The following is a 23,285-nucleotide window of genomic DNA, read 5'->3' on the forward strand; positions in this document are numbered from 1 at the left end:
CTGAGGGACCGAAGGCAGGCGGCCCCGGAGCTCCGAGACTCCGGGGCCGCCTGCGGGTGAATCACTGACGCCAGACGCCAGGGGGCGTGTCCCCTGACGGGAGGTCGGCGCCGCAGTAGAAGAAGATCCCGCGCTCGCCGTCCTCAACCTTCCAGATCACCCGATGGTCGCAGGGCTCACGGCCGGGGCCCGTCGGTGCAGCACACCGTGGATACACGCCCCCGGACGGCGGGTGCCCTTGGCGGTGCCGCTCGACTGTCCGCATGCCCCCACCGTCCGCGAGGCGCCAAGTGAACCGAGTGATCCCGTCGCCGAGCTGTATGCCGTAGCGGCTCTCGATCTGGTCGGAGAGGGCAGCGAGGGGAGGGGAGCCCGTGCGTGACGCGAAGGTGGCCACCATGCCGACAACGTCCTCGACGGAGACCGGCACACGATGCCCCTGTGACAGATGGTCCGCGACCCGCTGAAAGGTGCTCGCCACCCCGGCCGGAACGTGAAGCGTGATCGGCACGTGGTCTGGGCGCGGCGCCTCGGGCCGATACTGCCCAGCGTTGCCCTGCCCTTCGAGTTCGCCCTCCGCTGATGGAGTGGGCCGCTGCTCGGGCACCACCGGGCCGGTTGAATTTTCCGCGGAAAATTCAACCTCGGCGGGGGAGGATGCCACGATCGTGTCCGCTGTCTCCGCGTCGTTTTCCGCCTCGGCCGGCATCTGCGGGGCGGAGGCAGAGGGGTGCTCAGCCTTGGGCCGCTGCCGCTCCGCGCGCGCCCTGAGCCGAGCGGCCTTCTGCTCCTGACTCGCCTCGGCGTCGCCGCGCATGAGCTCGGCGAGCGCCTGGCGCTGCTCGTCGAGCTCCATGCTGCTGATGCCCTTCACTGCGCCCAAGCGTCGGGCGACGTTGATTGAGAGGCCGTCCCCGCCCCGGGCCTTGGCCCGTACCTCCTCCTGTAGCTCGGGGTGCAGTCGGAGCAGGTTCTTTCGGTGAGAGACCCATGACTGAGACCATCCCTGCGCCGTCGCGGCCTCCTTGGCGGTCTCGTACTCCGCCGCGATGTCGACGACGGCGAGGGCCTCCTCGATCGGATCGAAGTCGCGCCGCGCTACGTTCTCGTCGTATGCCGCTCTCATCACGGCAGCCCTCGACGTCGCGATCGTGTCGTCAGTGACGACGAACAGCTTGTCGCGACCGTACTTCGAGGCGGCCCGGCGACGCCTGTTGCCGTTGATGATCACGGCAGTCACTCGGTCGTCGAAGCGATCGTGATCCGTCGGCCACAGCGCGAGGTACGCCTCAACCGTGATGGCCAGGCAGCTTTGGAGCTGACGCTCCCGGATGCCGTCGAGGTCGGACAGATCGTCAGGGAGACCGTCATTCCTCGGGTTGCGAGGATTGAGGGCGAGCTCGGCGAGGGGCATCCACCGCCCCTCGGGCTCCTCCTGGTCTAGCCGGTCAGTCCGCTCGTATGTCGTCTGGTCAGTCACCAGACACCCCCGTCCCGCGCGTCATCATCATGCAAGTATCCGTCGGGTCGTCCCTAGCGTGATCACTGGTGTCCGTCGTGACGGCCCGCCGAGTGAATGCCGAGGGCCCGTGTTCTGCGTTCACGTCGCAGAACACGGGCCCTCGCTGGCGACTACACGTCCGGGAAGTTTTTTGCTGCATGCGCCATGTGGCGTCCGATGGCCGAGGCGATTTCATCCGCCCTGTCCTTGTCGACGGCCGCCGCCTCCTCGTAGGCCGCCGCCATGCCGCCGGTTCGTTCGGCGAACGTCTTGACGACGTCCACGTACTTGAGGAACGCTCCGATCGAGTCGACGGCGGACGTCTTGGGGGTGGCGTCCTTGCCTGTTTGCGCCGCAGCCAGTGAGCGGATTCGCTCGGTGAGCTCGTCCTTGCTCAGCTCTTCTTCCTCTTTGCGCGGAAGCTGCTGCACGATCCCGATGATTACCTTCTGGCTGACCCTGTCTTTGCCGGTCACCTCGGCGACCGTGCGGTATGCGTCGGCAGCAACCGAGGCCCCGTAGTCGCTCCTCACGGGCGAGAGGGCTTCAGCGGCCCGCTGGCTGATCACGAGAGGTTCGGCCGCGGGCTCCCGCTCCGCAGAGTCCCGCATGCGGGACAGATCGTTCGATTCAAGTTCGATTTTTGGGGGAGCGGCGAGCAGTGCGGCCACCTCGGCACCCGCGATCTGCCTGTACGCATTCGAGGTCGACATGTCCGCCACCACGCCGATGAACGCCTCGGCGGTGTCGAACTCCGCACGCCAGAGGCGTCCCCGAAGCGCGATGTCCAATGCCTTGGCAGCTACCCACCATGCTTGGTGGTACTGCTGAAACGCCCCCTTGCACGTCTCCCAGGCTTCTTGCTCGTCGCTGCTGAGAGGCCCATGCGCCTCGGGAGCGTCGACAGCGTCCGGGAGGTCCTCGACGCGCAACATCGGTTGCGGGCGGCCCTGTGCGAACTCCATCGGGGTCGAGCCGTCGGCTGAGTCAGGGCCCTCGCGCTTTTGGCTCCGCCGCGCCTGCCGCCGCCGACGCAACTCGTCGGGATCTGCCGTCTTGCTCACTTGGTGATCAGCCCTCGCTTTTCCATCTCAGTCACGAGCTCGTCGAATGCGGTCCCGGCCGCCTTGATCGGGACGCCCTCGCCCGTGCTCGCATAAATCTGAATCGCCGGGATCTCCGTCGTGAAGACGTTCCAGCCGTCTTCAACCAGGCCTTTGCGGATGCCCTTGGGCTGCCGGATACTGCTGGGCTGGACACGGCACAGCAACACCCACGTCTCGGGCCTCGTTTTGTCTGCCCGCTTCGGGATCACCTGATCGATGAAGTGATCCATCGGGAGCTCTTCCATGCGCTCGATGTCCCCGTTCGTCGCAGCACAGGCGACGATGACGAGGTCCGCGATTCTGAGCACGCTCCAACCGATGCCCGCGTGATTCTCCAGGTGACCGCAGTCCACGCCGCCAATGTGTCCGTCCGGCAGTAGCCGCGGAGCTTCGTCGTGGAACCGTGTCGAGGGAAGGAGGTGCAGCTCGAAGGGATAGGACCCCTCGGGCCTTGCCTCCCACCAGCGATACAACTGCTTGGATTCGTCGGCGTCGAACCCGGTCACGGGGTAGCCGCGGTCATGGAGGGCATGCAGCAGCCACGCCATGATCGTGGACTTCCCCGTGGAACGGGGGGAGACAGTGGCAATGAACATGAGTCGCAGGGTACTGGGGCGACCATGGTCCACTCACTGATTGGGCCCTCGCCGTACCCACATTGACGCTTTGCTCTCCATGGGAGAGGTGAGGTTCTACCGGCCGTACATGCTGCGGCACAGCTCGACGAGCGAGGGATCTGTGACTCCCTGCGCCGCCCGGCGCTCCGTCCCGCCCTCGAATCGGCACCCGCCGCCACCCAGGACAAGACCACCGAGGGACAGGCGGACGAGACTCCGGAGACGCCACCTGTTCCGGCTTTGGTCAAGGCCGACTTGGCGGAGTGGGTATCTCTCTGATGACAGTGCTCAAGACCGATGCGTTCGCGCGCGTCACCGGGAGGGGGACCGGATGGCCGATGAACAACATGATGTGCTGCTCCACTTCTGGCAGGAGCAACGCAACCAGGCCCGACAGTCGGAGAACCAGAGGGCCACGCTGACCAACATCGTTCTTATCGTGGCGTCCGGCGCTATCGGGCTGGTGGTCCACCAGGGGGTCACGGACCGCTCGTCTCTGGCCGTCACGGTCGGGCTCACCATACTGGGCTCCTACGGAACCGTGGCCAGCATGAAATTCCGGGAGCGGTATGCCCTGCACATGCATGAGGCCAAGCTCATGCGCCGTCGTCTCGATGCCTTATGCCCAGGCCTCGGCCTGGAGACGGACCGGCAGACTGCACGCGAGAGCCACATCAGAAGGCACCCGCGGCTGTACCGAATCCGCCTGCACTACATATGGACCGCTCTTCACGTGGGCATTGCACTTGCCGGCGCGATCCTGACTGTGATCATCGCAGTCTGACCGGCTTGGGGCGCGGGTGGGCGATTGGTACGGAGCATGGACGATCTTTCGGTAGTGCTCTCATTCCCCGACCGTGAACGACGGCCGCCGCCCGGTCAAGGTCGTTCGCCCTCCGGGGCGCTCCACCTTGACCGGGCGACGGTCGCCGTCCTGATCGGGAGGCATGAGAACCCATACCGAAGGATCATCAATGCCCCGTACCAATCGCCCACCCGCGCCCCAAGCCGGTGACCTGTTAGGCGCTGCCGTGGACGCGCGCGCCCGCTGGACTAACCCCTTGGGGCTCAGCCCACGTGAGTTCGCACAGTTCTGCGCCGTGCTGCACGTGGATACCCCTCGCAAGCTACGGGCCGTGGAAGTTGCCTGCACTGTTGCCCATCGCTACATCGCGCCATTCGTGATCAAGAACGCGGTGGACATGCTGATCAACTTGCACGCCATGGTCGCCGCCAACCCGCGGGCCCGTGTGATCTTCTTGGGACGCGATGGCTATTGCCTCGGTGACGTCGTACAGCAGCTCGACCCGCTCTTTCACAATCGTTACTGCGGAGAGCTGCACATCTCGCGCCGCACCGCGGACGCGGCCCTTGCGGTGGCCGAACCATGGGCCGATCCGCTTGCCGACAGCTTCCGCAAGCCGGGGCCCCATCGCGAGGAACTGACGTCTATCTGGACAGATCTCGTTGGATACGCCGACGACAGCAACCTCTACCTCGACCGCGACGGCGCGGAGTTCGCCCTCGTCGATACCGGGTTCAAGGGCAGCGTCCAGGAGATGCTGACTGCGGCCTACCCGAACGCTGTTTTCCACGGTCACTACCTCTTTTACTGCGCGGCGGCCGATGACCGGCACACCGCCCGCAAACACGGATACGCCCTGCACCTGGACCAGCCGAACACGCTGGACGGGCGAGCGCTTCGCGAGTTCGTCGATGACCCTGCCCTGACCTTCGCCCACCACGACGCCATCGTCGCCTTGGAGGACTTACTCAGGGGCAGCGACGCCGACATACGCCTCGTCGACCGCCAACCCGTCAGATCGTTCCTCGACGATTCATCTCGTGCGGGCATCGACCCCGCCAAGGTCGCGCACCAGTACCGGGATGCATACCTTCGGCAAGCGGTACTTGCCGCCCTCGCGCGCAGCGTCGGTACTGCCGTCTGGTCGCTTCACCGGGCGCGCTTGGAGCACCCGCAGACCTGGTACGCCGAACTCACCCAGCGCGCGACTGTCCTACGGCCGCAGTTGCACAACTGGCTTGCCGACCGGCCTGCCGACCCTGCCCTGACGCATATCCTCGACAGCTTCGTCCGCCGCTCCGACAAAGACCGATGGATGGCTCCGTGACGGGGCTTAGCGCCCATAAGTGCTGTCGCACAGCTTGACAAGCGAAGGATCGGTGACCCCCTGCGCCGCTTGGCACACCGTACGCATGTCGTACCCGGACGACGTCGGCGGCCGGTACTCCGGGCGCGAGACGGAGCGGCGGGACGACGGCCGGATCGGTGTCGGCTGAGCGGCCTGTGCCGGAGCCCGTCGGACATGACTCCTCGGTGCTGGCGCCGGCGCCTGCGAACGCGACGGCGGTACCACTCGGCGGGCGGCCGAAGCGGAAGCCTCGGCAGCGCGGGCAGGATGCCGCCGGGCTGGGGCGGAGGACGACGGCGCCGGGCCGGTACGCGTGAGCGTCGCGCGGGCCGGAGCCTGACTGGCTTCGGTGGGACTCGGCAGCGCGGCCCGGATACGTGCCGCGGGCCGGTCGTGCGGGGCGTGTGGCTTGCTGTCAGCCGCCGGGACGGACACGCATCCGGTAGCGAACAGTGCGAGGGCGGCGACGGTGACGGAGATCAAGGGGCGGCGCATGCGCTCACGGTGCCCGATCACCGGCAGCTCGGCGTTGCACCGCGCGGCAGTCCACCAGTACGGGTGACCTGGCGACGCGGGGAGCTGTCGCGTCCGCCGCAGCGTCGGGGGAGCGGGGGAGTCACCGCAGGTCGCAGCCCGCGACAGGGGGGCGCGCGACAACCCGCGCGACAGCGGACCGGCACACCCCCGACGTCCCGGCCGGACGGCGCCGAGCTCGGCCGCCCGCACCGCCGCCGGCACCGCGAGGTCCGGACCGGCGAGGGCCTCGCCCGCCGCCTGGTCCTCGACGACGTCCTCGGCCGCGGCCTCCTCGACCGGCTCCTCGACGGCCGCGAGCTCCTCCGCCGCCTGGTCCTCGACGAGCTCCACGGCCGTACGGCGGGCCGGGTCGTAGATGTCGGCGAGACGCGCGAGCTGGTCCCCGATGCCGCGCGTCCCGTCGAGGGGTACCTCGAAGTCCGACCAGACCTCCCCGGCCAGAGACACATACGCCCGCCCGCCGAGGACCGTCACGGCCGCGCCCGCGATCCCCAGCTCGTGAGCCTGCCCGGAAGGGATGGACAGGGGGCGGTGTTGGGGCGGTGCCTACGCGTCGGCCTCCGGCGGCCGAGTGTCGGAGGCCTGCGCCATCTCCCGCGCCGTCATCACTCGCCGTCCCGTACGGCGTCGCCACCCTTGATAAACCGCGCGGGATTGTCCCCGGCGCCTCCCGTTTCGAGGTACCACGCCATGCCTTGCACGCCCTCTTCCTTGCAGTAGCCGGGGTTCGGGCCGAGGCGGAACCCGCCCGGCATCGGAGAGCCGTCCGGCTTGCGCGGCACCACCGCACGGGCTGTCGGGTGGGCCGAGGCGTAGACGACGCAGTCCGACAGCACTGCGAGCGGCACGGCCCCCGTGGTGACCCACGTCTTCACCATCTTTCGGTGCCCGCCGACCCGGGCCGCCGCGACGATCGCCGCGCGCATGTCGGGACGCCACGTCGGCCGCTTGAGCGCAGGCCACGGAGCGTTCCGGCTGGCGCGCTTGCCCTGCGGCTTCTCACGCATCTTGCCAATGCCGCCCTTGGCCGTCTGCTTGATCGCAGTGAGGACGGCGACGGCTTCCGGGTCACGCTGCTTGATCGTGGCCATAGCCGAGAGGAACGCCGCCTCGTCCATGTCCTCGGTGACGCCCAGGTCGGCGAGCGTGTCCATGTACGCCGAACGCAGGCGGCCATACCAGAGATCGAAGTAGCCCGAGGGCTCATCCCGCAGCCACCCCGCGACGGGGCGCACCTCGACCCCGAGCTCGACCGCGTACGCGAGGGTCTGCGTCGTGTACCAGGCCGGGCCGGTCGGTGCCTGCCCGTTCGGCGTGAACGGCGACGGGAAGTCCGCCGGCAGCTCGACCCACTCCTTCGTGGCCGGGTCCTTCGTCCGCAGCACAGCGCCGGACAGGTCGACCAGCCACGCCCCCGGGATCTTCTTGTTGAAGCGCGGGCCGTCGGTGTAGGCCGCCTCACCGAGGCCGACGAGGAGCCGACTCGACGCGGCGAGAAAGGCTGTGTTGATGTCGAGCCCTACGACGTACGGCAACGCGGCCTCGGCCTCGGTCGGCTTGCGGTACCAGGCGAGAGCCTCCTCGAACATGACGTGTTCGGGGGTGCGCTGGTCCCTCGTCCGCTCGACGGCGAGGGGATGATCGTCCGGGGCCTCCGGCGGGGCCGGGGCAACCGGCTTGGAGAGGGAGCCCTCGACCGGCACCCGCCGCATCTTCCCGGTGCCCCGGTCGAACTGCACACGCGTCGGGGGCCGAAGCGCGGTCATCAGGGCAATACCGCACCCCGCAGTGGAGCCGGTCGGGCTTATGACCCGCTCGGCATACACGCCGAGGGCGTACGCGAGCGCGCCCGGGTTCGTGGCTACCTCGGCGAGCCCGCCCCATCGCAGATGATCAGAGAGGGCCCCCCAGGGGATGACGGCGAGACGCACCTCGGCGCGATCCTTGAACAGGAAAGACCAGGCCCCCAGTCCGGCGCGGCTCAGGGTCCACCCCGCCGCGTCCACGGCCTTGACCGCGGGGTGATCCTCGGTGACCCGGAGGTTCCGGCGGTCGTCGAGCTGGAGCGGCAGGCCGAGGGCCTCGACCGCGGACCCGTCTAGCACCAGGAGCGGGCCGGAGGGCTCGTCGTACCGAGACAGACCCGGGGCGCCCAAGCCGTACGCGAGGGCCCACTCGGCGGCTGTGGCAAGGTCGGTGACATCCGCCGGTACGTCGGCGGTCTGTCCGTTGGGGAGGTGAGCGCGCAGTTCGTTGCCGACCGCTTCGAGGACGGCCAGGGGTGCGGTGTACGAAACCTCAGTCATGGCGTCCCCTCTCAGTGAAAGTCGATGTAGTCGATATCGCCGAACGTGACGTCGAGCCCGCCCGCCCGAGTTCCGCCGTCGCGGAAGTACTCCATGGCGAGCGCCTCGCCCGCGATCTCCTGCGCCTTTTCCTCGTCTCCGTTACTCAGGGCCTCGAACAGGTCGTCGAGGAGCTCATCGGGGACGCCCTCCGTGAGTCGCCTCATCCGTGAGTCGTCCGTCGACCCTGCCGCGGCGTGAAAGCCGAAGTTCGCGCGGGTCTCGATCGTCAGGCCGCGGCTCTTGGCGTCCTTGATGCCCTTCGCGGTGACGCGTGGCTGGTGATCCCGCGACACCTCCCGGCGGAGGGCGGCGAGCGTCTCCGCCTTGCTCTTGCGGATGTCCCGATCGCCCTTGGCGAACCGCTGCACCTGCCGCCGCGAGAGGCCGAGACGCTCGGCCACCCTCGCCGTGTTTCCCTTCTCCTTGCGCATCAGGGCGTTGAACTGCCCCCTTGCAGTCTTCGGGAGGCTCCGAGTCTGAATCCGGGCCCGCAGTGCGTCAATGATCTTCCCCATGGCTCAGTGCCTCCCCTCAGGCGATCCTGTGAATGGTGGTGCCGGGCGGGATTACGGCCTTCTCCGGAGTCAGGCAGATAGCGCCACCGCACAGCACCTTGCCCGGCGCCCTCGTCTTGAAAGGCGTGTCGCAGACGGGGCAGTCTTGCTGTCGTTCCGGATACTCACCGCGATACGACTGCCGCGCAGGGACGATGTACTCGACCGGCAGCTTCCGCAGGAGTACGGACAGATAGCCGCCCGGCCGGTACGCCTGCCGGTCCTCGGCTGAGTCGAGGGCCTTGAGGAGCGCATCCTCCGGCCATCCGGCACGCAGGAACCAGCTCACCGACTTGATCGCATTGTCCCGTTCCGTGTCGGTCACGCTGACGAACCACCGGACGCGGTCGACGACGCCCGCGGCACGTGCCGGCGCCTCGTCGAATGCCTGACCCTCCAGCCGCGCGGCGGGGAGTCCCGACATCAGGGTGAACCGGTCCGGGTGGCGGCCGGTGACGAGCCCGGACGTTCCGGCCGCGCGAACCGTCACGGGGCGGAAATTGACGAGCTGTGCCAACACCAGGTGCGGCCGGTGGCGCTCGATGGTGCGCAGGCTCACGCCAACGATCTTGGCCAACTCTTCTTGGCTGACCTGCCCGTCCCACCCGATCCCGGCGAGGGCGATCAGGCACCGCGCGCACGTCGGGTCGGGAGCAACGACACTGCGGGCCCACTCCTGCGCGCCGGGCAGCAAAGGCTGACCGATCCCGCTCGTGATGGGGGTCCGCTTGTCCTCGTCGATGCGGCCGTGAGCGTACAGGTGGGCAAGGTGGTACTGAGTGGCTCGTCTCTTGAGGCCGACCACCTGTGCGAGCTGATCGGCTGTGAGGAAGGTCTCAGGGGAAGCCAATTGGTGATCTTCCAGAGCACCGAAGACCCGAATGCACATCTCGCATTCATCAGGGCTGATAACACGGTGTGTTGCCACAGCTACATTTGGCCTTTCTGGCCTCTGCGGTGTGGTACCCGGAAGGGTCTGGGTACACTCCGCAATAGACCTAACGCAGGGTCCACGCGAGGGCCTCGACGGGCGGGAGCCGCAAACTCCCGAACTCCCCGGAGGGGCTTTTCGCATGGATGGAGCGAATTCGGAGGGGGACAGGCCTGCGGCCTGAAGGCACCGGCTAGACCGCGATGACCTCCTGAGACCCCCCGATCACTGCGGCCAATCGCACGTGAGGCAGCTTGCTCACGGCGTGCGTCGGCCCACACAACAGATCCGGAACCGGGACGCTGTAGTGCGCCGCCAGGAGGTCAAGATCCCCCAGTGACCACGATGCGCGCCCGCTCTGCCTCCGACTGAGCTGCCCTTGCGTGATTCTGAGACTCGCGGCCAACTTGGTCTGGTTCTCGCCGCATGCGCGCATGAGAGCCGCGACGGTGACCCTCAACATCTGTTCGCTCGAACTCGCGTAGTTCGCCAGGTTTCCCATGCGTTGACCTCACCATTTGTGAGCCGGACTCATAACGACTGCTAGACCGGTTCGCTTGGTCGTTCCGATCAGCGCACACTCTTGCACGCTTACAGTGCAACTGCAAGCCTCACTTGAAGTGCCACTGTGTTCGTGTCATCCTCGGAGCATGGCGAAGAACGACAACACGAAGACTCTTGCCGAGCTGCGAGACGAATCAGAACAGGCCGAGACGAAAGCGCGGGTGGCTAAGGCCGCACTCCTCGCGTGCGCCGTTGAAGAGGCCATGGCCTCAACCAAGTACGGCCACCTCAGCGCTGTCGCCCGCCAGGCCGGCATCACCGGCCAGTACCTCCGCGACGTCATCGAGGCCGAACACCCCGGGTGGCTCGCGGAAGCAGCCAAGGAGCGTGAAGCCGCGAAGGGGGCGGCGGGCCGTAAGCCCAAGGCCGCCTGATGCTTACGAACGTGGGCCTGGGCCTGCTCGCCGTCGGTGCCCTTGTCTGGTCCTCGGGCGTAGCCAGGGAGTCGGCTGCCTTCAAGGTCAGCGGACTTCTGTTCGTGCTGATGTCAACGCCACTGCTGTTTGGCCTGCTCTGACCACTGGCCCGCCGCCCGCCCCACCTGAGAGGAACCAGGGGACATGACCGCAGCCCCGGCCGACAGGCCCGACCCGTACCGCACTCAGGCCCACGCGGGCCCGCGCACCGTGACCCAACTCCGTGCCGCTCTCGGCGCAGCCTCGCCCGCGGATCGCGAGAGTTTCGAGGCCGAACTCGGTGAGCTGGAACTGAACGACCCCGAGGAGTACGTCGCTTTCGTCCGCAAGTGGCGGCACCGGCTCGTCATGCGCACGCATCCGACGATTCTCGCCGCCGTGGCCGCGAGCACCGATTCCTCTACCCCGCGCTTCACGTCCGACGAGATCCTCGGTGGCGCCCCGGGGGCGGGCCGGTGAGCGACGGTGCCCTCTGGTCTGTCGTCTACAGCGAGACCGGCCGGGCCGGACTCGCCACGGCCACAATCGAAGAGCGTGCCGCCGTCCTTGGGTTCGAGAAGCTCCTCGCCCAAACGCCTTACGGGCGTGGCGAGTTGTATCCGGATCGGGTCGGCGGCCTCTACACCGCGCTACTGGCTGTCGAGGAGCGTCCGGCCTGGACGAGCGTCCTCTATCGCATTGACGAAGATCGGCGAGAAGTGCTGATCGTGGCCATTGTGTCCGGCCCGTGAGTTTGGCCCTGGCGTGGTCCCGGTCGGCGGCGTCCGGTCAGGGCCTGCCCGCCTGATTCGGTCAGGAACGAACGAGCGCCCGCCCCCCATAAGCCGGGGGCGGGCGCCGTCGTTACGCGTCGGCATGGCCGCTGATGCTGAGCGCGAGAGGGCTGTACGCCAGTTTCAGACGGTGTGCGGTGCCCATGAAGCGCGCGAGCTCCACGATGCGGCCTGTCCGGTCGCGCGTGATCCGATCGATCAGGAGCACCGACGAGCGCGGCGCCAGGCCGAGGCGGGCGGCCTGGTCGGGGCTGGCGTCCTCTGCGGTGATGAACTCCGCGGCCTCGGCCGGGAAGATGCCGGCGCCTACGAGTGCGCCAAGTACGGGCTTCCCGCCAGACTCGGTGTGGTCGAGTGCTGCGGCCTGCGCGACCTCAAGCGGATACCAGTCCTCGTGCAGCGCGACGACGTCTGTTCCGATCATGGCCAGGTGGCGGCGGCAGACGACGGGCGCCCCGGCATGCACGCCCAGGAGCTCGGCGACGTCAGGTGGAGCATCGAGGTGCTCAACAGCCGGTGTCCCGGCCGCGGTTCGCCCGTCGAGGCCTTGCCGGGCGGCGTCGGCTTCCCATGGCCCCACGGTGGCCCCAGGGTCGAGCGTGCCCTCGTACCGGTCGAGCGTCACGCGGGAGTGCGACCGGTCGAGGATGATCGTCCCCCTGCCTCGGTGGGCGAGGACGAGCCCGCGCGCCTCCAGCTCCTTGTACGCCTTGTGCACGGTGGCCTTCGAGCCCTTGCCCGCCTCGACCATGTCAGTGATGTGCGGCAGCGCCGAACCGGGTGCCCGCGTTCCTGCGTGGATCTCCTCGGCTAGCTCGTCGGCGAGCATCTGCCACTTAGGGGTCATCCCCTGTGCTCCTCCCGTTGGTGCTCTCAGTAGAGCACACGCCGGCACGCCGAAATTCCCCATTCCTAGGAATGGCGTTGACAGTGGGGCGCGTGGATGGCATGGTCGTTCTCGGCCGGTCATTCCTAGGAATGAAACGGCCGGACCGTGACCCGCTGCCCCAAAGGGGCGCGGCCCCGGTGCGTCTCGTCCACGCTCAGGGGCCGCTAGGCGGGCAACTCGCAAAGGAGTTGATTCCGCGTGAGCACCACCATGCCCGAAACCGCGACCGTCCGGCGAATCGCCGCGTCGGCCCGTCACCTCGACACCGAGGCCCGCCTCGACCTCTCCGCCGTGATCGGCCTCGACCTCGACCTCATCCTCGGCTACGAGTACGACATCCCCGAGGACCTGAGCGACGAGGACCGCACGGCGGCCCTGCTCGCCGCGTTCACCGACGAGATGACCCGAACCGCCGCCCTGGTCGACATGATCGACGCCGGGGTCATCGACGTCCCCCGCTCGTACGGCCGCCTCCTCGTCCTCGCGGACGAGCTGACGCAGGCCGACGCCGACGAGGAGTTCGTCGGGGGGTGGGCCGCGTGATCATCAGCCGCCGCACCACCACCCGCACCCTGCGCACGGCTCTGGACCTCGTCGACCGGCTCAACCGCGGCGCCCTCCTGGTCCTGGTCCTGGCCCTCGTCGGCCTCGCCTACGCCGTGGCTCCCGTCCTGGTCGTCTTCTTCACGGCGATCGTGACCGTGGCCAAGGCCGCCGCCCTCCTCGCGGGAGCCGCCATCCTGGCCCGTCTCGCGGTGAAGACCGCGGCAGAGGTCACGGCCCCGGCCGCCCCGACCTCGCCCCCCACCACATGAGCACCTCGTCCACCGCCGCGCGGACCGTCGCCCCCGACACGCTCCGCAGCCGACGGACCGCCACCGACAACGCCGCCCGCTGCGCCGCCCTCCGGGCCACCGAGGCCACGCGTCGGGCCGACCGTGCCGCGCTCGTCCCGTACACGCGCCCGGAGGCCGCCCGATGACCACCTCCCGCCGCATCGGTGCGCAACTGGCCGCCGCCGCACACCACTTGGTCACCTCCCGGGTGGTCCTCGTCGGTCTCGCCATCCTCGCGACGCTCGCGCTCGGCGCCGGTCACCGGACCGCGTTCGCCGTCATTGCCGCCGTATTCACCGACTCCCGCCGCCCCCTGTATGCCACCTGCCCCCTGTGCGCCTGCTGGCGCCGCGGTCGCCGTAAGGAGCGCACCAAGTGACCGACCTCGCCGACTACTACGAGCGGAAGCGGGCGGCCGACCAAGACCGGCGCGCGGAAGACCGCCACGACCGAGCCGACGACCGCGAGCAGGACCGCCAGGACCGCTTGGCCGAGCGCGAGCAAGAGCGGCAGGACCGCTTGGCCGAGCGCGAGCAAGAGCGGCAGGACCGCAACAACGACCGCGAGGAGGCCCGCCGCGTCCGCGCCGAGACGGAACGCAGGCGCAAGACCCGCCGCGCCGACCGCCGACAGCGCCGCGCCGAACTCATCGCCAGGGCCCGCAACGCGGGGGACACCTTCGGCGCCGGGATCGTCATGGCCGCCTCGATCATCCCGGCCCTGTACTTCCAGTTCCGAGCGCTGAGCGGCGAGAGCCTTCCGCTCTTCATCTGCCTGTGCCTCGGCGTCATGCTGGAGTCCGGCGCCTGGGTCGCGACCGTCTCCGGCGAGCGGGCCAAGGCCGAGGGCCGTCCCACCCTCCGGTTCCGCATCGTCATGTGGGCCTGCGCAGCATTCGCCGCACTCATCAACTGGACGCACGCTCCGGGCGCGGAGTGGCTCGGCTGGGTCCTGGCCGCCAGCAGCTTCGGCGGAGTGTTCTTCTGGGAAGTCCGAGGCTGGGGCCGCCACGGTCAGGGCACGCGCACCATGGCGCAGCGCCGGGAGGCCCGCCTCCGGCGCAAGCACGAACGCCGCCGTCGCCGCCGCTTCGGCGATGTGTACCGCCGGTATGAGGACATCGTCGCCGCCTACCCGTACGGCGCGGTTGACCACGAGGAGGCATGGCGCCTCGCGTGGCGCGACCGCCACGGCGCCGCCCTGAGCATCACCGCGAGCGTCCTTGCCCGCCGGGTTGAGGCAGACATCGAGCTTGCTGAAGCCGCTGGCATGTCCGCGGAGGCAATCGCCGTCGAGCGTCTGCTCGGCGACATTCTCGGCGGCGACGGAGGCCCCGACGGCACCGCTGCCAGACCCGCCGGCGGCGGCCCGCAGGGAGGCCCGACCAAGGGCGGCCGAACCCCTCGAACCCTTGGGCGAAAAGGGAAGCGACCGGTTGCCAAGGGCGGCGGGAGGACCCGCCCCAAGACCCCGCAGAAGCCTCTCGACGCGGACGACCTCGACAAGGTTCGCGCCCTCGCCGACGCCCTCGGCGGCGCACACAACCTGTCCGTGGCAAGCGTCAGTAAGGCCGTCCATGGCGGCGCGACTGACTACCTCAAGCGACTCCGGGACCACGTCCAGCAGGAAGAGGGGACCACTCGATGACCACCACCAAGGGACACCAGCCTCCCCGTGCGCTGATCCTCGCCGTGCCCGTCGGGACGTACACCCTGATCCGGATCGCCCCCGAGAACGGGTGGGGCCCCGCAGCGCTGATCGGCGCTTTCCTCGTCGCGCTCATCCTCTGGGGTCCGAAGGCGATCCGCGGAGCCTCCAAGGCCCTCGCCATCCGCAACGCCACCAAGAAGAAGAACGCCGAGAAGAAGGAGGCCGCCAAGTGACCTCCCACAACAGCCGGAGCGTCTTCCGCCTCATCGCCGCCGAACAGGCCCAGCACGCCGACACCGAGACCGAGGGCGGGCACGCGCACCTCGCCCACCTCCACGCCGAACTCGGCCTCGTTTACATCGAGTTCGAGACGGCTGACCCGTCTCACCCCCACGTCACGAAGGCGTGGTGCGCCGCCGAGGCCGCCCGTACGGACCTGAGCGAGGGGACCGCGATCACCGCCGCATCGGCCATCGCCCGCGCCCGCCTCCACCTCGCCCTGGCCCAGCTCGGCCGGGCCATCACCACCCCCTGATCCCGCCTCACCCCGCGCAACGCCCGGCCGTCCTCCCCCGGCGGCCGGGCCCCGTCCCCCGAGAGGAACACCCCGCAATGACCACCAGCATGGAGCGCGACGAGACCGAGGCGGGCATCGACCACGCGTCCCGGTTCGAGGCGCCCGAGATCCGCGACCACCTCGCCCACGCCGCCCGCGAGACCGCACACGGCACCCCGGCCGGTGTCCCCGACCAGTTCACCGGCACCATCCGGCTCGACAAGGACCTCGACGACGCCACCGGGGCCGTCCTCGAATACCTCGACGAGGAGCCGGTCGATGAGGACGAGCGCGCGGCCTGGGGCCTGCGCCCGATCATCCCCGAGTCCCTCACCGACCCCGGAGTGTGGCGGCAGCGCCGTGCGGTCCTGGCCAACCGCGTCGGTTTCCACCTCGTCCGCAGCCCCGTCTACCTGTGGCGCACCATCCACATCACCGTCCTTGGCGCAGGCGTCGGCCTGCGGGACGCATGGTCGTACCTCTTCGCAACCGAATTCGGCGAGATCGCCGACAAGGTCCGCCGCGTCAAGGCCGACCCCCACCACATCGCCGACCTCCGGGCCGACCGCCGCAAGGAAGCCCGGGAGCGCCGGCGCGAGGCCGTCACCGTCTACGCCGCGACGGGCTTCACCACCTACACGGCCGCGCTCGTCGCCCTGGGGCAGACCTGGGGCCTGATCCTGCTGGCCCCCGCCCTGATCCCCGTGTTCGGCGTCCTGTACTTCCTCGGCCGCCGCGAGATGATCCGCCGCACCCCCGACGCCGAGTTCGCCGTCCTTGACAACGCCGTCGACCTCGGCCACGCCGGTCCCGTCACTGACGAGCGGATCACGCGAGCCCTGCGGGACATCAAGCTCATGACGGCGGAGCAGGAAATCAAGGCCGTGGGTCTCGCAACCCGCGACGAGCTCGGCAACACCACGACGGCGTTCAAGACTCCGGCGGGCCTGGTCTGCAAGGCCCTGAAGAACCGGGCCGAGCAGTTCGCGGGCGCCCTCGGTCTGCCGCTGGAGCGGCTCGACATCGAGGAGGGGGAGACTCCGAACGACGTCATCCTCTGGGTGGCCAACAGCGTCCCGTTCTCCGGCGAAGCTCCTCTCTCGCCGCTGGTCGAGGCAAAGCAGTGGTCCATCTGGGACGGGGTTCCCTTCGGTGCCAACCGCAAGGGCATTCGCAAAACCCTCCAAGTCCTTTGGTCCTCGCTGCTGTTCGGTGGAGCTCAGGGCTACGGCAAGACATCGGCGATGCGTCTGCCGGCGGCGGCCGGTGCCCTCGACCCGCAGTGCCGCATGCTGCTGGCCGATTTCAAGGGCGGCGCCGACTGGGAGGAGCTCGAAGAGATCGCCCACCGAGTGATCATCGGTGCGGACCCGGCCTCGGTCGACGAGTTCATTGCACTCATCGACGAATTGATCGAGGAAATGGACAGCCGATTCGCCACGATCCGGCGCATGCCCAAGGCGGAGCGGCCGGACATGAGGCTCACGCCCGAGATGGCCGAGAGTCACGACATGCCCGTTCTGATGCTGCTCATTGACGAGATTCAGGAGGCTTTCGGCGTCGTCCTGGCCCGTAAGGACGGCCTCAAGGAATTCGCGGCCCTCGTCGAGAAGCTGGCCCGGCTGATTCGGCGCGGCCGAGCCTGCGGCCTGATCATCATCGCCGCCGCGCAGCGTCCCAGCGCCAAGAGCGTCCCGACCGACTTCCGAGACGTGATCTTGAAGCGCTACAGCGTGCACACCGTGGACGACACGTCGTCCGACATGATCCTCGGTGACGGCCAAGCCAAGCGCGGTCACAGCGCTGCCGGTCTCGGTCAGATCGGCGTCGGCATCCTCGCCGAGGAATCCGGCTCCGAAAAGATCATGACCGACTGGATCAGCCCGCAGCACTTCACGCACATCTGCGCCCGAGGCCGCGCCCTGCGCATCGCCGCCCGCACACTCACGGGATACGCCGCATCTGGCCTGCTCTCCGTGGTCGGCATCCTCGCCCAGATGCGGGCGGCGTTCGACCGGGCCGGAGCCGACGAGCTCGGCAGCACGGACATCGCCCGACTGCTGCACGACGAGACCCCGGCAGCTGGCTGGGGGCAGCGCGACGGGGAGAGCGACCGGGCTTGGGCATCACGCGTTGGCGTCCGCCTCGGCCGTGAGATCGAGGAAGCGCTCGACGGCTCCGGCCGGACGCTCGACCGCGTCAAGGTCACCACCCTCGGCGGGACCGAAGGCCGAGGGTTCCGCCGAGAAGACCTCAACCTCGTACTCGGTGCATAACGGGACGAAGTGACGTGTCCGGGAAGGTGTCCGCGCCGCAAAACCGCAGGTGAGGACGTGTCCCGGACGTGTCGCCCCTCGGTGGGGGGTGTCCCCAAGCGACACCCCCCACCCGCTGTCCGACACGTCCCGGACACCTTCCATACCTGGACAAACGCGGGCGAACCTCACCCCCCGGACACCGCCCCGACACCCCGAAACCCACGCAGACGAGCCACACCGAGGAGCGCAAACGATCATGAACGACACCGCCCGCAGCTACGCCGAAGCCGCCCTCGTTCATCGCCCCGCCCCGATGCCCACCCCTCCGGCCGCATCCGGCCCGATCGTGATCAAGACGAGCGCCGAGGCTGTTGCCGCACCGATCGCGGACGTTGTAGCAGTCCATACCCCCGACGGCCGCGTGATCTTCCAGTACATGGACACCCCCACCGCCCCGGCCGCCGCCACCGCCCCGGCCGCCGCCATTCCGGCCTGGGCCAAGACGACGGCTCTCCTTCTGCTGAGTGCCTCCGCCTCCCTGGCCATGGCCGCTTTCGCAACGAAGGTGTTCGCCGAGGCCGCCGCCGAGCTTGTCGCAGTTCTTCTGCTGCTCGCCAAGCTCGCGGTCGTCCTGGCCTTCGTCGTCGCCCTTGTTCTCGCCGTCTTCGCGCCGCGCCGGTCGCGCGGAGCCCAGACCGCGACCGCCACCGCGACCGCCAGGGCGGGGCTCCTCGGCCGCGCCAAGGCCACCGCCACCGCCACCATCACCAACCCGTAGGGGGAGCTGTGACGCAGACACTCAAGATCCGGAAACTCCGCATCGGAGGTAATCCGGTTACCTGCCCCGGGGGAAGCGCCCCACGGGAGGTGACCCTCATCGCCTCCGGCTCCACCGTGAACGCCACATGCGGGCAGAGTCACAAAGCCGCCCGCGGAGAAGGGCAGTTCGGCCGTCGCCGCCCTCAATGCTTCTTTCCGGTCGACGACCTCACCTCATCGCAGCTCCCGACCATCGCGCAGGCTCAGCCCGGCCGATCCTTCCGAATGCACCTGCCGGGAGGCAGGACGGTTGAGGGCGTCCTAGTCTCCGTGGGGCAGGGTGGCGGATCGGCCGCAGCTAAGGCCTCGGCCGCAGCGGCAGCCAAGGGCGGCACCCCTGCCGCAGCCGGGCCCGCGATGCCGGCGGGGCGAGCGACGGGCGGCGCTATTGCCGCCGCCTTTGGCGCCGTCGCCGCCGTGGCCGGAGCCGCTGGGCAAGTGGCCGCGGCAGGGGCCTCGGCTGTCGGGTCGGTCGCTGACCTCGGCCGTGAGGGCGTAGGCCTGGCACGTGACGGTGTCCGCGAGGCCGGAGCGTACGGCGAGCGCCGTCATGAACGGAAGATGAGCGGTCTCGGAGGCGGCGAGGGCTGAATCTCTGCGCAACCGGGGACCCCCGAGGAGTCCGACGGCCGGACTCCTCGGGGGTCCATCGCGTTCTGACCTGCGTGAATGTGCGCCGCATCCGCTATCGGCATGGCTAGAAGCAGTTGAACTGTCAGTTTCACTTGCAGTATCACTGCAACTCGTGTCATGGTGAACCTGCCGCACCACAGTGAAGGAGAGGCCCCTTGAAGCCCGTTCCTGATCAGGAAATCACCGGAACCGTTGTCCGGTTCAACCTCGACCCTGATATCGACGGCGGCGCCGTTCTCGTCGTCTACGCCGAGGATGAACACGGCACGATCGGTTACGGATGGATTCGCTTCGACAGGGCCGCCACCCGCGCCCTTAAGTACCGCCTGGCGAAGCTCGACGACATCCCCACCGAAAGGCCCGCCGCCCCGCCCGCCACGGACCGTGAAGCCGCAGCCGAGCCCTCCCGCCGGGTGTCGGCGCCGGGCCGACTCGGGCCCCGTGGAAAGGACGTACGGTGACGCACCCCGATTCCTCGGCCGTGGGCCCTGCTGCCCACGAAGGGCTGACACAGGCCCGCGCCGATGTGATTGCCGAAATCGCCCGAACGGACACCAAGGCAGGCGCCTTATTGGCTGCATTCGGCCTGCCCCTGGCCGTCCTGGTCGGCACACTTCCCGGCCGTCATCTCGACCCGATCGCCGCCATCCTGGTCGGCCTCGGCGCCGTCGGCCTGGTGGCCGCAATCCTGGTCGTCCTCGCATCCGTCCGTCCCGCACGCGCCGGACGCCCTCGCGGCTCATACCTGCACTGGGCGGCATGCACCGCCGAGGAGGTCATCGCGGACGTGACAGTCGACCAGCGCGCCGAACGGATCGTCACCCTCTCGAAGGTCGCCGAACGAAAGTACGCCGCGCTGCGCCTCGCAATCGACATCACGAGCGCATCCATCGTGCTCCTGGTCCTCGCTCTCCTCGTCGGAATGAGCTGAACCGCGCTATGGACCCCCGCCTGACCCCCCGCCGACTCGCCGCCCTCCGCGCCGCCGCCACCCACCCGAAGGGCAGCATCCTGCCCCGCATTGAGATGCCCTCGGGCGAAATCGTGTGGCTCACGCGCGCTGACGAGACCGCCCTCGAAGAGCTAGGTCTCGCCGACTCCCTCGACGACTGCGGCCATATCCAAGGCACTTCCGACCCCGAAGGCGACCACCGGACACACCCGCACGTCTTCCGAATCACCGACCAGGGCCGAGCCGCCGCACGCGCCGGCACCACGCCCACGAAGGGAAAGACACCGTGACCGACTTGAACTCCAGCGAGGCACCGGCTGACGTCATCTACGAGTCGTTCGGCTACCTTCACGGCCCGGTGCCCGAAGCCAACCTCGTATTCGACATGCGACCTTTCAAGGACCCGCACCTTGACCCGACCCTTCGGGAGCTCACCGCGACTCACGAACTCGTCATGCGCGCGGTGTTCAACACCCCGGGTATCCGTAAGCTCGGTCTCGCCATCCGTGCCGCCGTGGACGCCTACCGCTCGAACCCGCTCGCCGGACCGGTCCGTGTCGCCGTCGGTTGTGCGGGAGGCCGTCACCGCTCAGCCGCAATGGTGCGGTGGCTCGTGATGCAGCACCACGAGGAGATGCACGAGGTCAAGGTCGTGAGCGAAGACCGCGACATCGAAAGGCCTGTCGTCGAGCGGTAGATGACGCCTGCCGCAATTCCCGGACCGAGCGCCCCGCCCCGCTCACCATGGGGCGGGGCGCTCCGCAGTTCGGCGTGTACGCCGAACCCGTTGTCCGCTCTGCTGTCAGCGCCCCTAGGCTGAATGCTGAACAGGGAGGCTGAATGATCATCCGGGGGGAAGCGCGGGACGCCGTCACCGCGCTGCGCTTCACGTTGACCCGTGTTGCGCTGTGCATCTTGGCTTGTGTCGTCGCGAGCGGAGGGGCCGTCATCCTTCGAAACGTGCGCCCCGACCCGCTCGTCTACTCGCCGCTCTTCGCGCTCTGCGTAGTCGTAGTGGTCTGCGCCCTGCTGTGTGGACTGGTCTACGGCGGATGGTTCCTCGTCGTCCTGGCAACTGCACTGATCCATGGCAGTCTCACGCTCGCCCGGCTGCGGGGGAAGACGAGGGGCAACCTCGCGGCCTCCGAGCAGGGCGCCGCGCCGAAACGCTGAGCTCCGCCCAGTAACAGCCCTCGACCTTGCAGGCGCGCGTACAACAACGGGCCCCCGGTTCTCAACCGAGGGCCCGCGCTTTACGTGTCCCCGTTGTGGTTCCGTGCGCCTGCCCGCAGAGACATCACCATGACGGCGAAATTCGGGCTGTCAGGGAAGGGCTGGCGGTATCCGACCCGCGTGTATCCCCACCCAACGTAGAGCGCCTCAACCTTGGGATGGTCGGGGTCGACGAGGAGCACAGCGAGGGCCTCAGCGCGGTCGGAGAGCAATGCGGCATGCAGCCGATCAGCAGTTCCGGTCTTGCGCCACTGTGGACGGACCATCAGCTCTGAGACGGCGAACGTCGATGGATCGTCCGGCGCTTCCTGGAGGTGTTCGCGCCACCACTCACGCCCCGAGGCGGCGGGGGCCCCGTAGGCGAATCCCACGGGTTCGGTGCCGTCATAGCCGATCACGCACGAGAAGCCGGGGTTACTGCCCCAATGGTCGACGAACCAGGGGAACCGCTCGTCAAAGTCGGTCATGTCATCGGCGTACGCGTCCTGGTGCACATCCAAGAGGGTCTGTCGTATCTGGGACAGATCAGAGTGTCCGAAGCGGCGGACCTCAACGGCTGTGGTGGTCATCCAGTACTCCAATCGGTCCGGTAGCGGTCGGCCCACTCGTGCGCGACCCGGGGCGGGGCAAGGGTGATCAGATCACGATGGAAGTCGCCGAGGACGGCACGCATGCGGCCGGGAAGAGCGTCCCCGGCCATGATGGTGAAAATCTCGGCGCTGGTGGTACAGGCCTGCTCGGCGTCACCCTGGTGGAGCTGCGCAAGGGCAAGGCGCGCGGTGGTGTAGGCCCTATTTCGACGGTACGACTTGGGTAGGGAACTGAGGGCCCGGTAGGAGGCGGCCTCAGCCTCGGCCGGATCGCCGACCAGATCGCGGACGATCGCGGTAAGGGAGTGCAGTTCCGCGGGGCCGTAGAAAGAGATCCAAGTTGCCCGCGGTTCCGTCAGATCCGCCTTGGTGAGTGCGTCTTCGGCTCGTCCCAGGGAGCGCAGGGCCGCGCGGTTGTCCCCGGCGTGAGCGAGGCCGATAGCCGTCCGGGCGTGGGCGAGCGAGGCATGAAAGCGACTCCCGCGGGCCGCCCGGGTCGCTTGCGCTGCCTGTGCGGCGGCGACTGCTTCCCCGTACTTCTTGCACTGGCGGGCCAGCATCGCCCGCAAATTCCAGCACTGCATGACCATTTCATGGTCCTGAGCCATGCCCGCCAGTGCGAGAGCGCGGTCGAGATGCTGTTCGGCGCGGACAGGGTGCCCGGCGTCGATGAGAGACCAAGCGGCGGTTGCGGTGAAATCCGAGGCGAGCGCGAAGAGACGCCCCTTTACGCGTTGCGTGGCGGGGCGCTGCTGTAGGTCGAGAGCGTCGGCAGCGCCAGCCAGCGAGGCGCGTTCGAGGGCGGTGTGTCCTCCGCGTCGGGCATCGAGGGCGACGAGGAGCTCGACGCTGTCACGCAGACGGATCACGTCGGATGTGCCGACACGGGACGGGCGTGGTGCGGAGGTGGCGAGTAGCGGAACGGCGCCAGCGGCGGTGCCGGCTGCCGCACCGACGAAGCGGCGGCGGTGCACTGAGGGGTCCTCCGGAGGCGTTGCAGGGGTGGCGGCGCGTCGCCTCCGAGGCACGAACCCTAGAGCCGTGACCGGGAGTTCTGCGACGGTTTCCAAAGCTCGACGCTGCCGCTCTTGAGGCCACCGGATTTCACCCGACAGCCAGCGGAACACCGTGCGTTCCGAGACGCTGCCCAGCTTGCCCGTGAAGTCGAGGATCACGTCGTTGACCGCGTCTGCCAGTTCCCCGGGCGAGATCTGGTGGTCCGACATCCACGCGGCTAAGGCGTCGTTTGTGGTGTCCGCCATGCAGCCACGGTAAGGGAATCGCGGCTCCCGCGAAGGGTAAAGGGCTCGTCAATTCGTCAGTCGGACCGCGACCAACTCGGCGAACTTCGTCATGGCCGCGAGGTGGT

The 23,285-nt window shown here is 68.7% G+C and carries 29 protein-coding genes; 20 read left to right on the top strand and 9 right to left on the bottom strand.

Translation table 11 applies throughout. The features are described 5' to 3' along the window. Positions 1 to 61 precede the first annotated feature (61 nt). The 3 genes from ACIPSE_RS45025 to ACIPSE_RS45035 form a co-directional block, all read right to left on the bottom strand. Complete coding sequence (locus ACIPSE_RS45025; RefSeq protein ID WP_401675570.1) at positions 62 to 1,414, bottom strand: ParB/RepB/Spo0J family partition protein; 1,353 nt, start codon at positions 1,412 to 1,414, stop codon at positions 62 to 64. Positions 1,415 to 1,632: 218 nt separating this feature from the next. Continuing rightward, complete coding sequence (locus tag ACIPSE_RS45030; protein ID WP_401675572.1) at positions 1,633 to 2,565, bottom strand: hypothetical protein; 933 nt, start codon at positions 2,563 to 2,565, stop codon at positions 1,633 to 1,635. After that, positions 2,562 to 3,203, bottom strand: coding sequence for a plasmid partition protein (locus ACIPSE_RS45035; protein ID WP_401675574.1), 642 nt, complete (start codon positions 3,201 to 3,203; stop codon positions 2,562 to 2,564). The genes ACIPSE_RS45030 and ACIPSE_RS45035 overlap by 4 nt, the downstream gene beginning before the upstream one ends. Before the next feature lie 352 nt (positions 3,204 to 3,555). Between ACIPSE_RS45035 and ACIPSE_RS45040 the strand changes: the two genes are divergently transcribed. Continuing rightward, positions 3,556 to 4,008, top strand: coding sequence for a hypothetical protein (locus ACIPSE_RS45040; RefSeq protein WP_401675576.1), 453 nt, complete (start codon positions 3,556 to 3,558; stop codon positions 4,006 to 4,008). Between the two features lie 247 nt (positions 4,009 to 4,255). Continuing rightward, positions 4,256 to 5,356, top strand: coding sequence for a hypothetical protein (locus ACIPSE_RS45045; protein ID WP_401675578.1), 1,101 nt, complete (start codon positions 4,256 to 4,258; stop codon positions 5,354 to 5,356). Between the two features lie 1,163 nt (positions 5,357 to 6,519). On the opposite strand, the gene tap is transcribed toward ACIPSE_RS45045, so the two are convergent. The 3 genes from tap to ACIPSE_RS45060 are packed head-to-tail and all read right to left on the bottom strand — an operon-like array spanning position 6,520 to position 9,666. Continuing rightward, the gene (gene tap / locus ACIPSE_RS45050; protein ID WP_401675580.1) at positions 6,520 to 8,220 is read right to left on the bottom strand and encodes a telomere-associated protein Tap; all 1,701 of its coding nucleotides are present in this window, start codon (positions 8,218 to 8,220) and stop codon (positions 6,520 to 6,522) included. An 11-nt stretch (positions 8,221 to 8,231) separates the two neighbouring features. Further along, the gene (gene tpg, locus ACIPSE_RS45055) at positions 8,232 to 8,777 is read right to left on the bottom strand and encodes a telomere-protecting terminal protein Tpg (RefSeq protein ID WP_401675582.1); all 546 of its coding nucleotides are present in this window, start codon (positions 8,775 to 8,777) and stop codon (positions 8,232 to 8,234) included. Positions 8,778 to 8,793: 16 nt separating this feature from the next. Next, on the bottom strand, positions 8,794 to 9,666 hold the full coding sequence (locus ACIPSE_RS45060; protein ID WP_401675583.1) for a hypothetical protein: 873 nt from the start codon (positions 9,664 to 9,666) through the stop codon (positions 8,794 to 8,796). A gap of 731 nt (positions 9,667 to 10,397) precedes the next feature. Between ACIPSE_RS45060 and ACIPSE_RS45065 the strand changes: the two genes are divergently transcribed. The 4 genes from ACIPSE_RS45065 to ACIPSE_RS45080 are packed head-to-tail and all read left to right on the top strand — an operon-like array spanning position 10,398 to position 11,458. Further along, positions 10,398 to 10,685, top strand: a complete 288-nt coding sequence (locus ACIPSE_RS45065) for a hypothetical protein (RefSeq protein WP_401675585.1) — start codon at positions 10,398 to 10,400, stop codon at positions 10,683 to 10,685. Between the two features lie 11 nt (positions 10,686 to 10,696). Next, positions 10,697 to 10,828, top strand: coding sequence for a hypothetical protein (locus ACIPSE_RS45070; RefSeq protein ID WP_401675587.1), 132 nt, complete (start codon positions 10,697 to 10,699; stop codon positions 10,826 to 10,828). 43 nt (positions 10,829 to 10,871) lie between these two features. Beyond that, positions 10,872 to 11,186, top strand: a complete 315-nt coding sequence (locus ACIPSE_RS45075) for a hypothetical protein (RefSeq protein WP_401675589.1) — start codon at positions 10,872 to 10,874, stop codon at positions 11,184 to 11,186. Next, a complete protein-coding gene (locus ACIPSE_RS45080) occupies positions 11,183 to 11,458 on the top strand; it encodes a hypothetical protein (protein WP_401675591.1) in 276 nt (91 codons plus the stop codon). The genes ACIPSE_RS45075 and ACIPSE_RS45080 overlap by 4 nt, the downstream gene beginning before the upstream one ends. 112 nt (positions 11,459 to 11,570) lie before the next feature. Here the strand turns inward: ACIPSE_RS45080 and ACIPSE_RS45085 are convergent, their stop codons facing one another. After that, on the bottom strand, positions 11,571 to 12,329 hold the full coding sequence (locus ACIPSE_RS45085; protein WP_401675593.1) for a GntR family transcriptional regulator: 759 nt from the start codon (positions 12,327 to 12,329) through the stop codon (positions 11,571 to 11,573). A gap of 258 nt (positions 12,330 to 12,587) precedes the next feature. Here ACIPSE_RS45085 and ACIPSE_RS45090 point away from each other — a divergent pair, with 258 nt between their 5' ends. The 14 genes from ACIPSE_RS45090 to ACIPSE_RS45155 all read left to right on the top strand — a co-directional run bounded on the left by ACIPSE_RS45090 (position 12,588) and on the right by ACIPSE_RS45155 (position 21,266). Further along, positions 12,588 to 12,932, top strand: a complete 345-nt coding sequence (locus tag ACIPSE_RS45090; protein ID WP_401675595.1) for a hypothetical protein — start codon at positions 12,588 to 12,590, stop codon at positions 12,930 to 12,932. Continuing rightward, positions 12,920 to 13,204, top strand: a complete 285-nt coding sequence (locus tag ACIPSE_RS45095; protein WP_401675596.1) for a hypothetical protein — start codon at positions 12,920 to 12,922, stop codon at positions 13,202 to 13,204. Before ACIPSE_RS45090 ends, ACIPSE_RS45095 begins: the two co-directional genes overlap by 13 nt. Continuing rightward, positions 13,201 to 13,371, top strand: a complete 171-nt coding sequence (locus ACIPSE_RS45100) for a hypothetical protein (protein ID WP_401675598.1) — start codon at positions 13,201 to 13,203, stop codon at positions 13,369 to 13,371. Before ACIPSE_RS45095 ends, ACIPSE_RS45100 begins: the two co-directional genes overlap by 4 nt. Further along, a complete protein-coding gene (locus ACIPSE_RS45105) occupies positions 13,368 to 13,604 on the top strand; it encodes a hypothetical protein (RefSeq protein WP_401675600.1) in 237 nt (78 codons plus the stop codon). The genes ACIPSE_RS45100 and ACIPSE_RS45105 overlap by 4 nt, the downstream gene beginning before the upstream one ends. Continuing rightward, entirely contained in the window at positions 13,601 to 14,872 is a 1,272-nt protein-coding gene (locus ACIPSE_RS45110; RefSeq protein WP_401675602.1) for a DUF2637 domain-containing protein, read from the top strand. Before ACIPSE_RS45105 ends, ACIPSE_RS45110 begins: the two co-directional genes overlap by 4 nt. After that, positions 14,869 to 15,108, top strand: coding sequence for a hypothetical protein (locus ACIPSE_RS45115; protein ID WP_401675604.1), 240 nt, complete (start codon positions 14,869 to 14,871; stop codon positions 15,106 to 15,108). Before ACIPSE_RS45110 ends, ACIPSE_RS45115 begins: the two co-directional genes overlap by 4 nt. Further along, positions 15,105 to 15,410 carry a hypothetical protein gene (locus tag ACIPSE_RS45120; RefSeq protein ID WP_401675606.1) on the top strand — a complete coding sequence of 102 codons (306 nt, stop codon included), beginning with the start codon at positions 15,105 to 15,107 and terminating at the stop codon, positions 15,408 to 15,410. The genes ACIPSE_RS45115 and ACIPSE_RS45120 overlap by 4 nt, the downstream gene beginning before the upstream one ends. 77 nt (positions 15,411 to 15,487) lie before the next feature. Continuing rightward, positions 15,488 to 17,707, top strand: coding sequence for an FtsK/SpoIIIE domain-containing protein (locus ACIPSE_RS45125; protein WP_401675608.1), 2,220 nt, complete (start codon positions 15,488 to 15,490; stop codon positions 17,705 to 17,707). Positions 17,708 to 17,945: 238 nt separating this feature from the next. Then, on the top strand, positions 17,946 to 18,467 hold the full coding sequence (locus tag ACIPSE_RS45130) for a hypothetical protein (RefSeq protein WP_401675610.1): 522 nt from the start codon (positions 17,946 to 17,948) through the stop codon (positions 18,465 to 18,467). Between the two features lie 829 nt (positions 18,468 to 19,296). Then, a complete protein-coding gene (locus ACIPSE_RS45135) occupies positions 19,297 to 19,602 on the top strand; it encodes a hypothetical protein (protein WP_401675612.1) in 306 nt (101 codons plus the stop codon). After that, positions 19,599 to 20,072, top strand: coding sequence for a Pycsar system effector family protein (locus tag ACIPSE_RS45140; protein ID WP_401675613.1), 474 nt, complete (start codon positions 19,599 to 19,601; stop codon positions 20,070 to 20,072). The genes ACIPSE_RS45135 and ACIPSE_RS45140 overlap by 4 nt, the downstream gene beginning before the upstream one ends. A gap of 8 nt (positions 20,073 to 20,080) precedes the next feature. Further along, entirely contained in the window at positions 20,081 to 20,383 is a 303-nt protein-coding gene (locus tag ACIPSE_RS45145) for a hypothetical protein (protein WP_401675615.1), read from the top strand. Further along, complete coding sequence (locus tag ACIPSE_RS45150; RefSeq protein ID WP_401675617.1) at positions 20,380 to 20,790, top strand: ATPase; 411 nt, start codon at positions 20,380 to 20,382, stop codon at positions 20,788 to 20,790. Before ACIPSE_RS45145 ends, ACIPSE_RS45150 begins: the two co-directional genes overlap by 4 nt. Before the next feature lie 143 nt (positions 20,791 to 20,933). Beyond that, positions 20,934 to 21,266: a hypothetical protein gene (locus tag ACIPSE_RS45155; protein WP_401675619.1), complete on the top strand. Its 333-nt coding sequence runs from the start codon at positions 20,934 to 20,936 to the stop codon at positions 21,264 to 21,266. 80 nt (positions 21,267 to 21,346) lie between these two features. On the opposite strand, the gene ACIPSE_RS45160 is transcribed toward ACIPSE_RS45155, so the two are convergent. Further along, complete coding sequence (locus ACIPSE_RS45160; RefSeq protein WP_401675621.1) at positions 21,347 to 21,895, bottom strand: GNAT family N-acetyltransferase; 549 nt, start codon at positions 21,893 to 21,895, stop codon at positions 21,347 to 21,349. Continuing rightward, positions 21,892 to 23,178 carry an XRE family transcriptional regulator gene (locus tag ACIPSE_RS45165; protein ID WP_401675623.1) on the bottom strand — a complete coding sequence of 429 codons (1,287 nt, stop codon included), beginning with the start codon at positions 23,176 to 23,178 and terminating at the stop codon, positions 21,892 to 21,894. Before ACIPSE_RS45165 ends, ACIPSE_RS45160 begins: the two co-directional genes overlap by 4 nt. Positions 23,179 to 23,285: the final 107 nt, after the last annotated feature.

It is taken from the genome of Streptomyces sp. NPDC090106, from assembly GCF_044747265.1.
Lineage (GTDB): Bacteria > Actinomycetota > Actinomycetes > Streptomycetales > Streptomycetaceae > Streptomyces.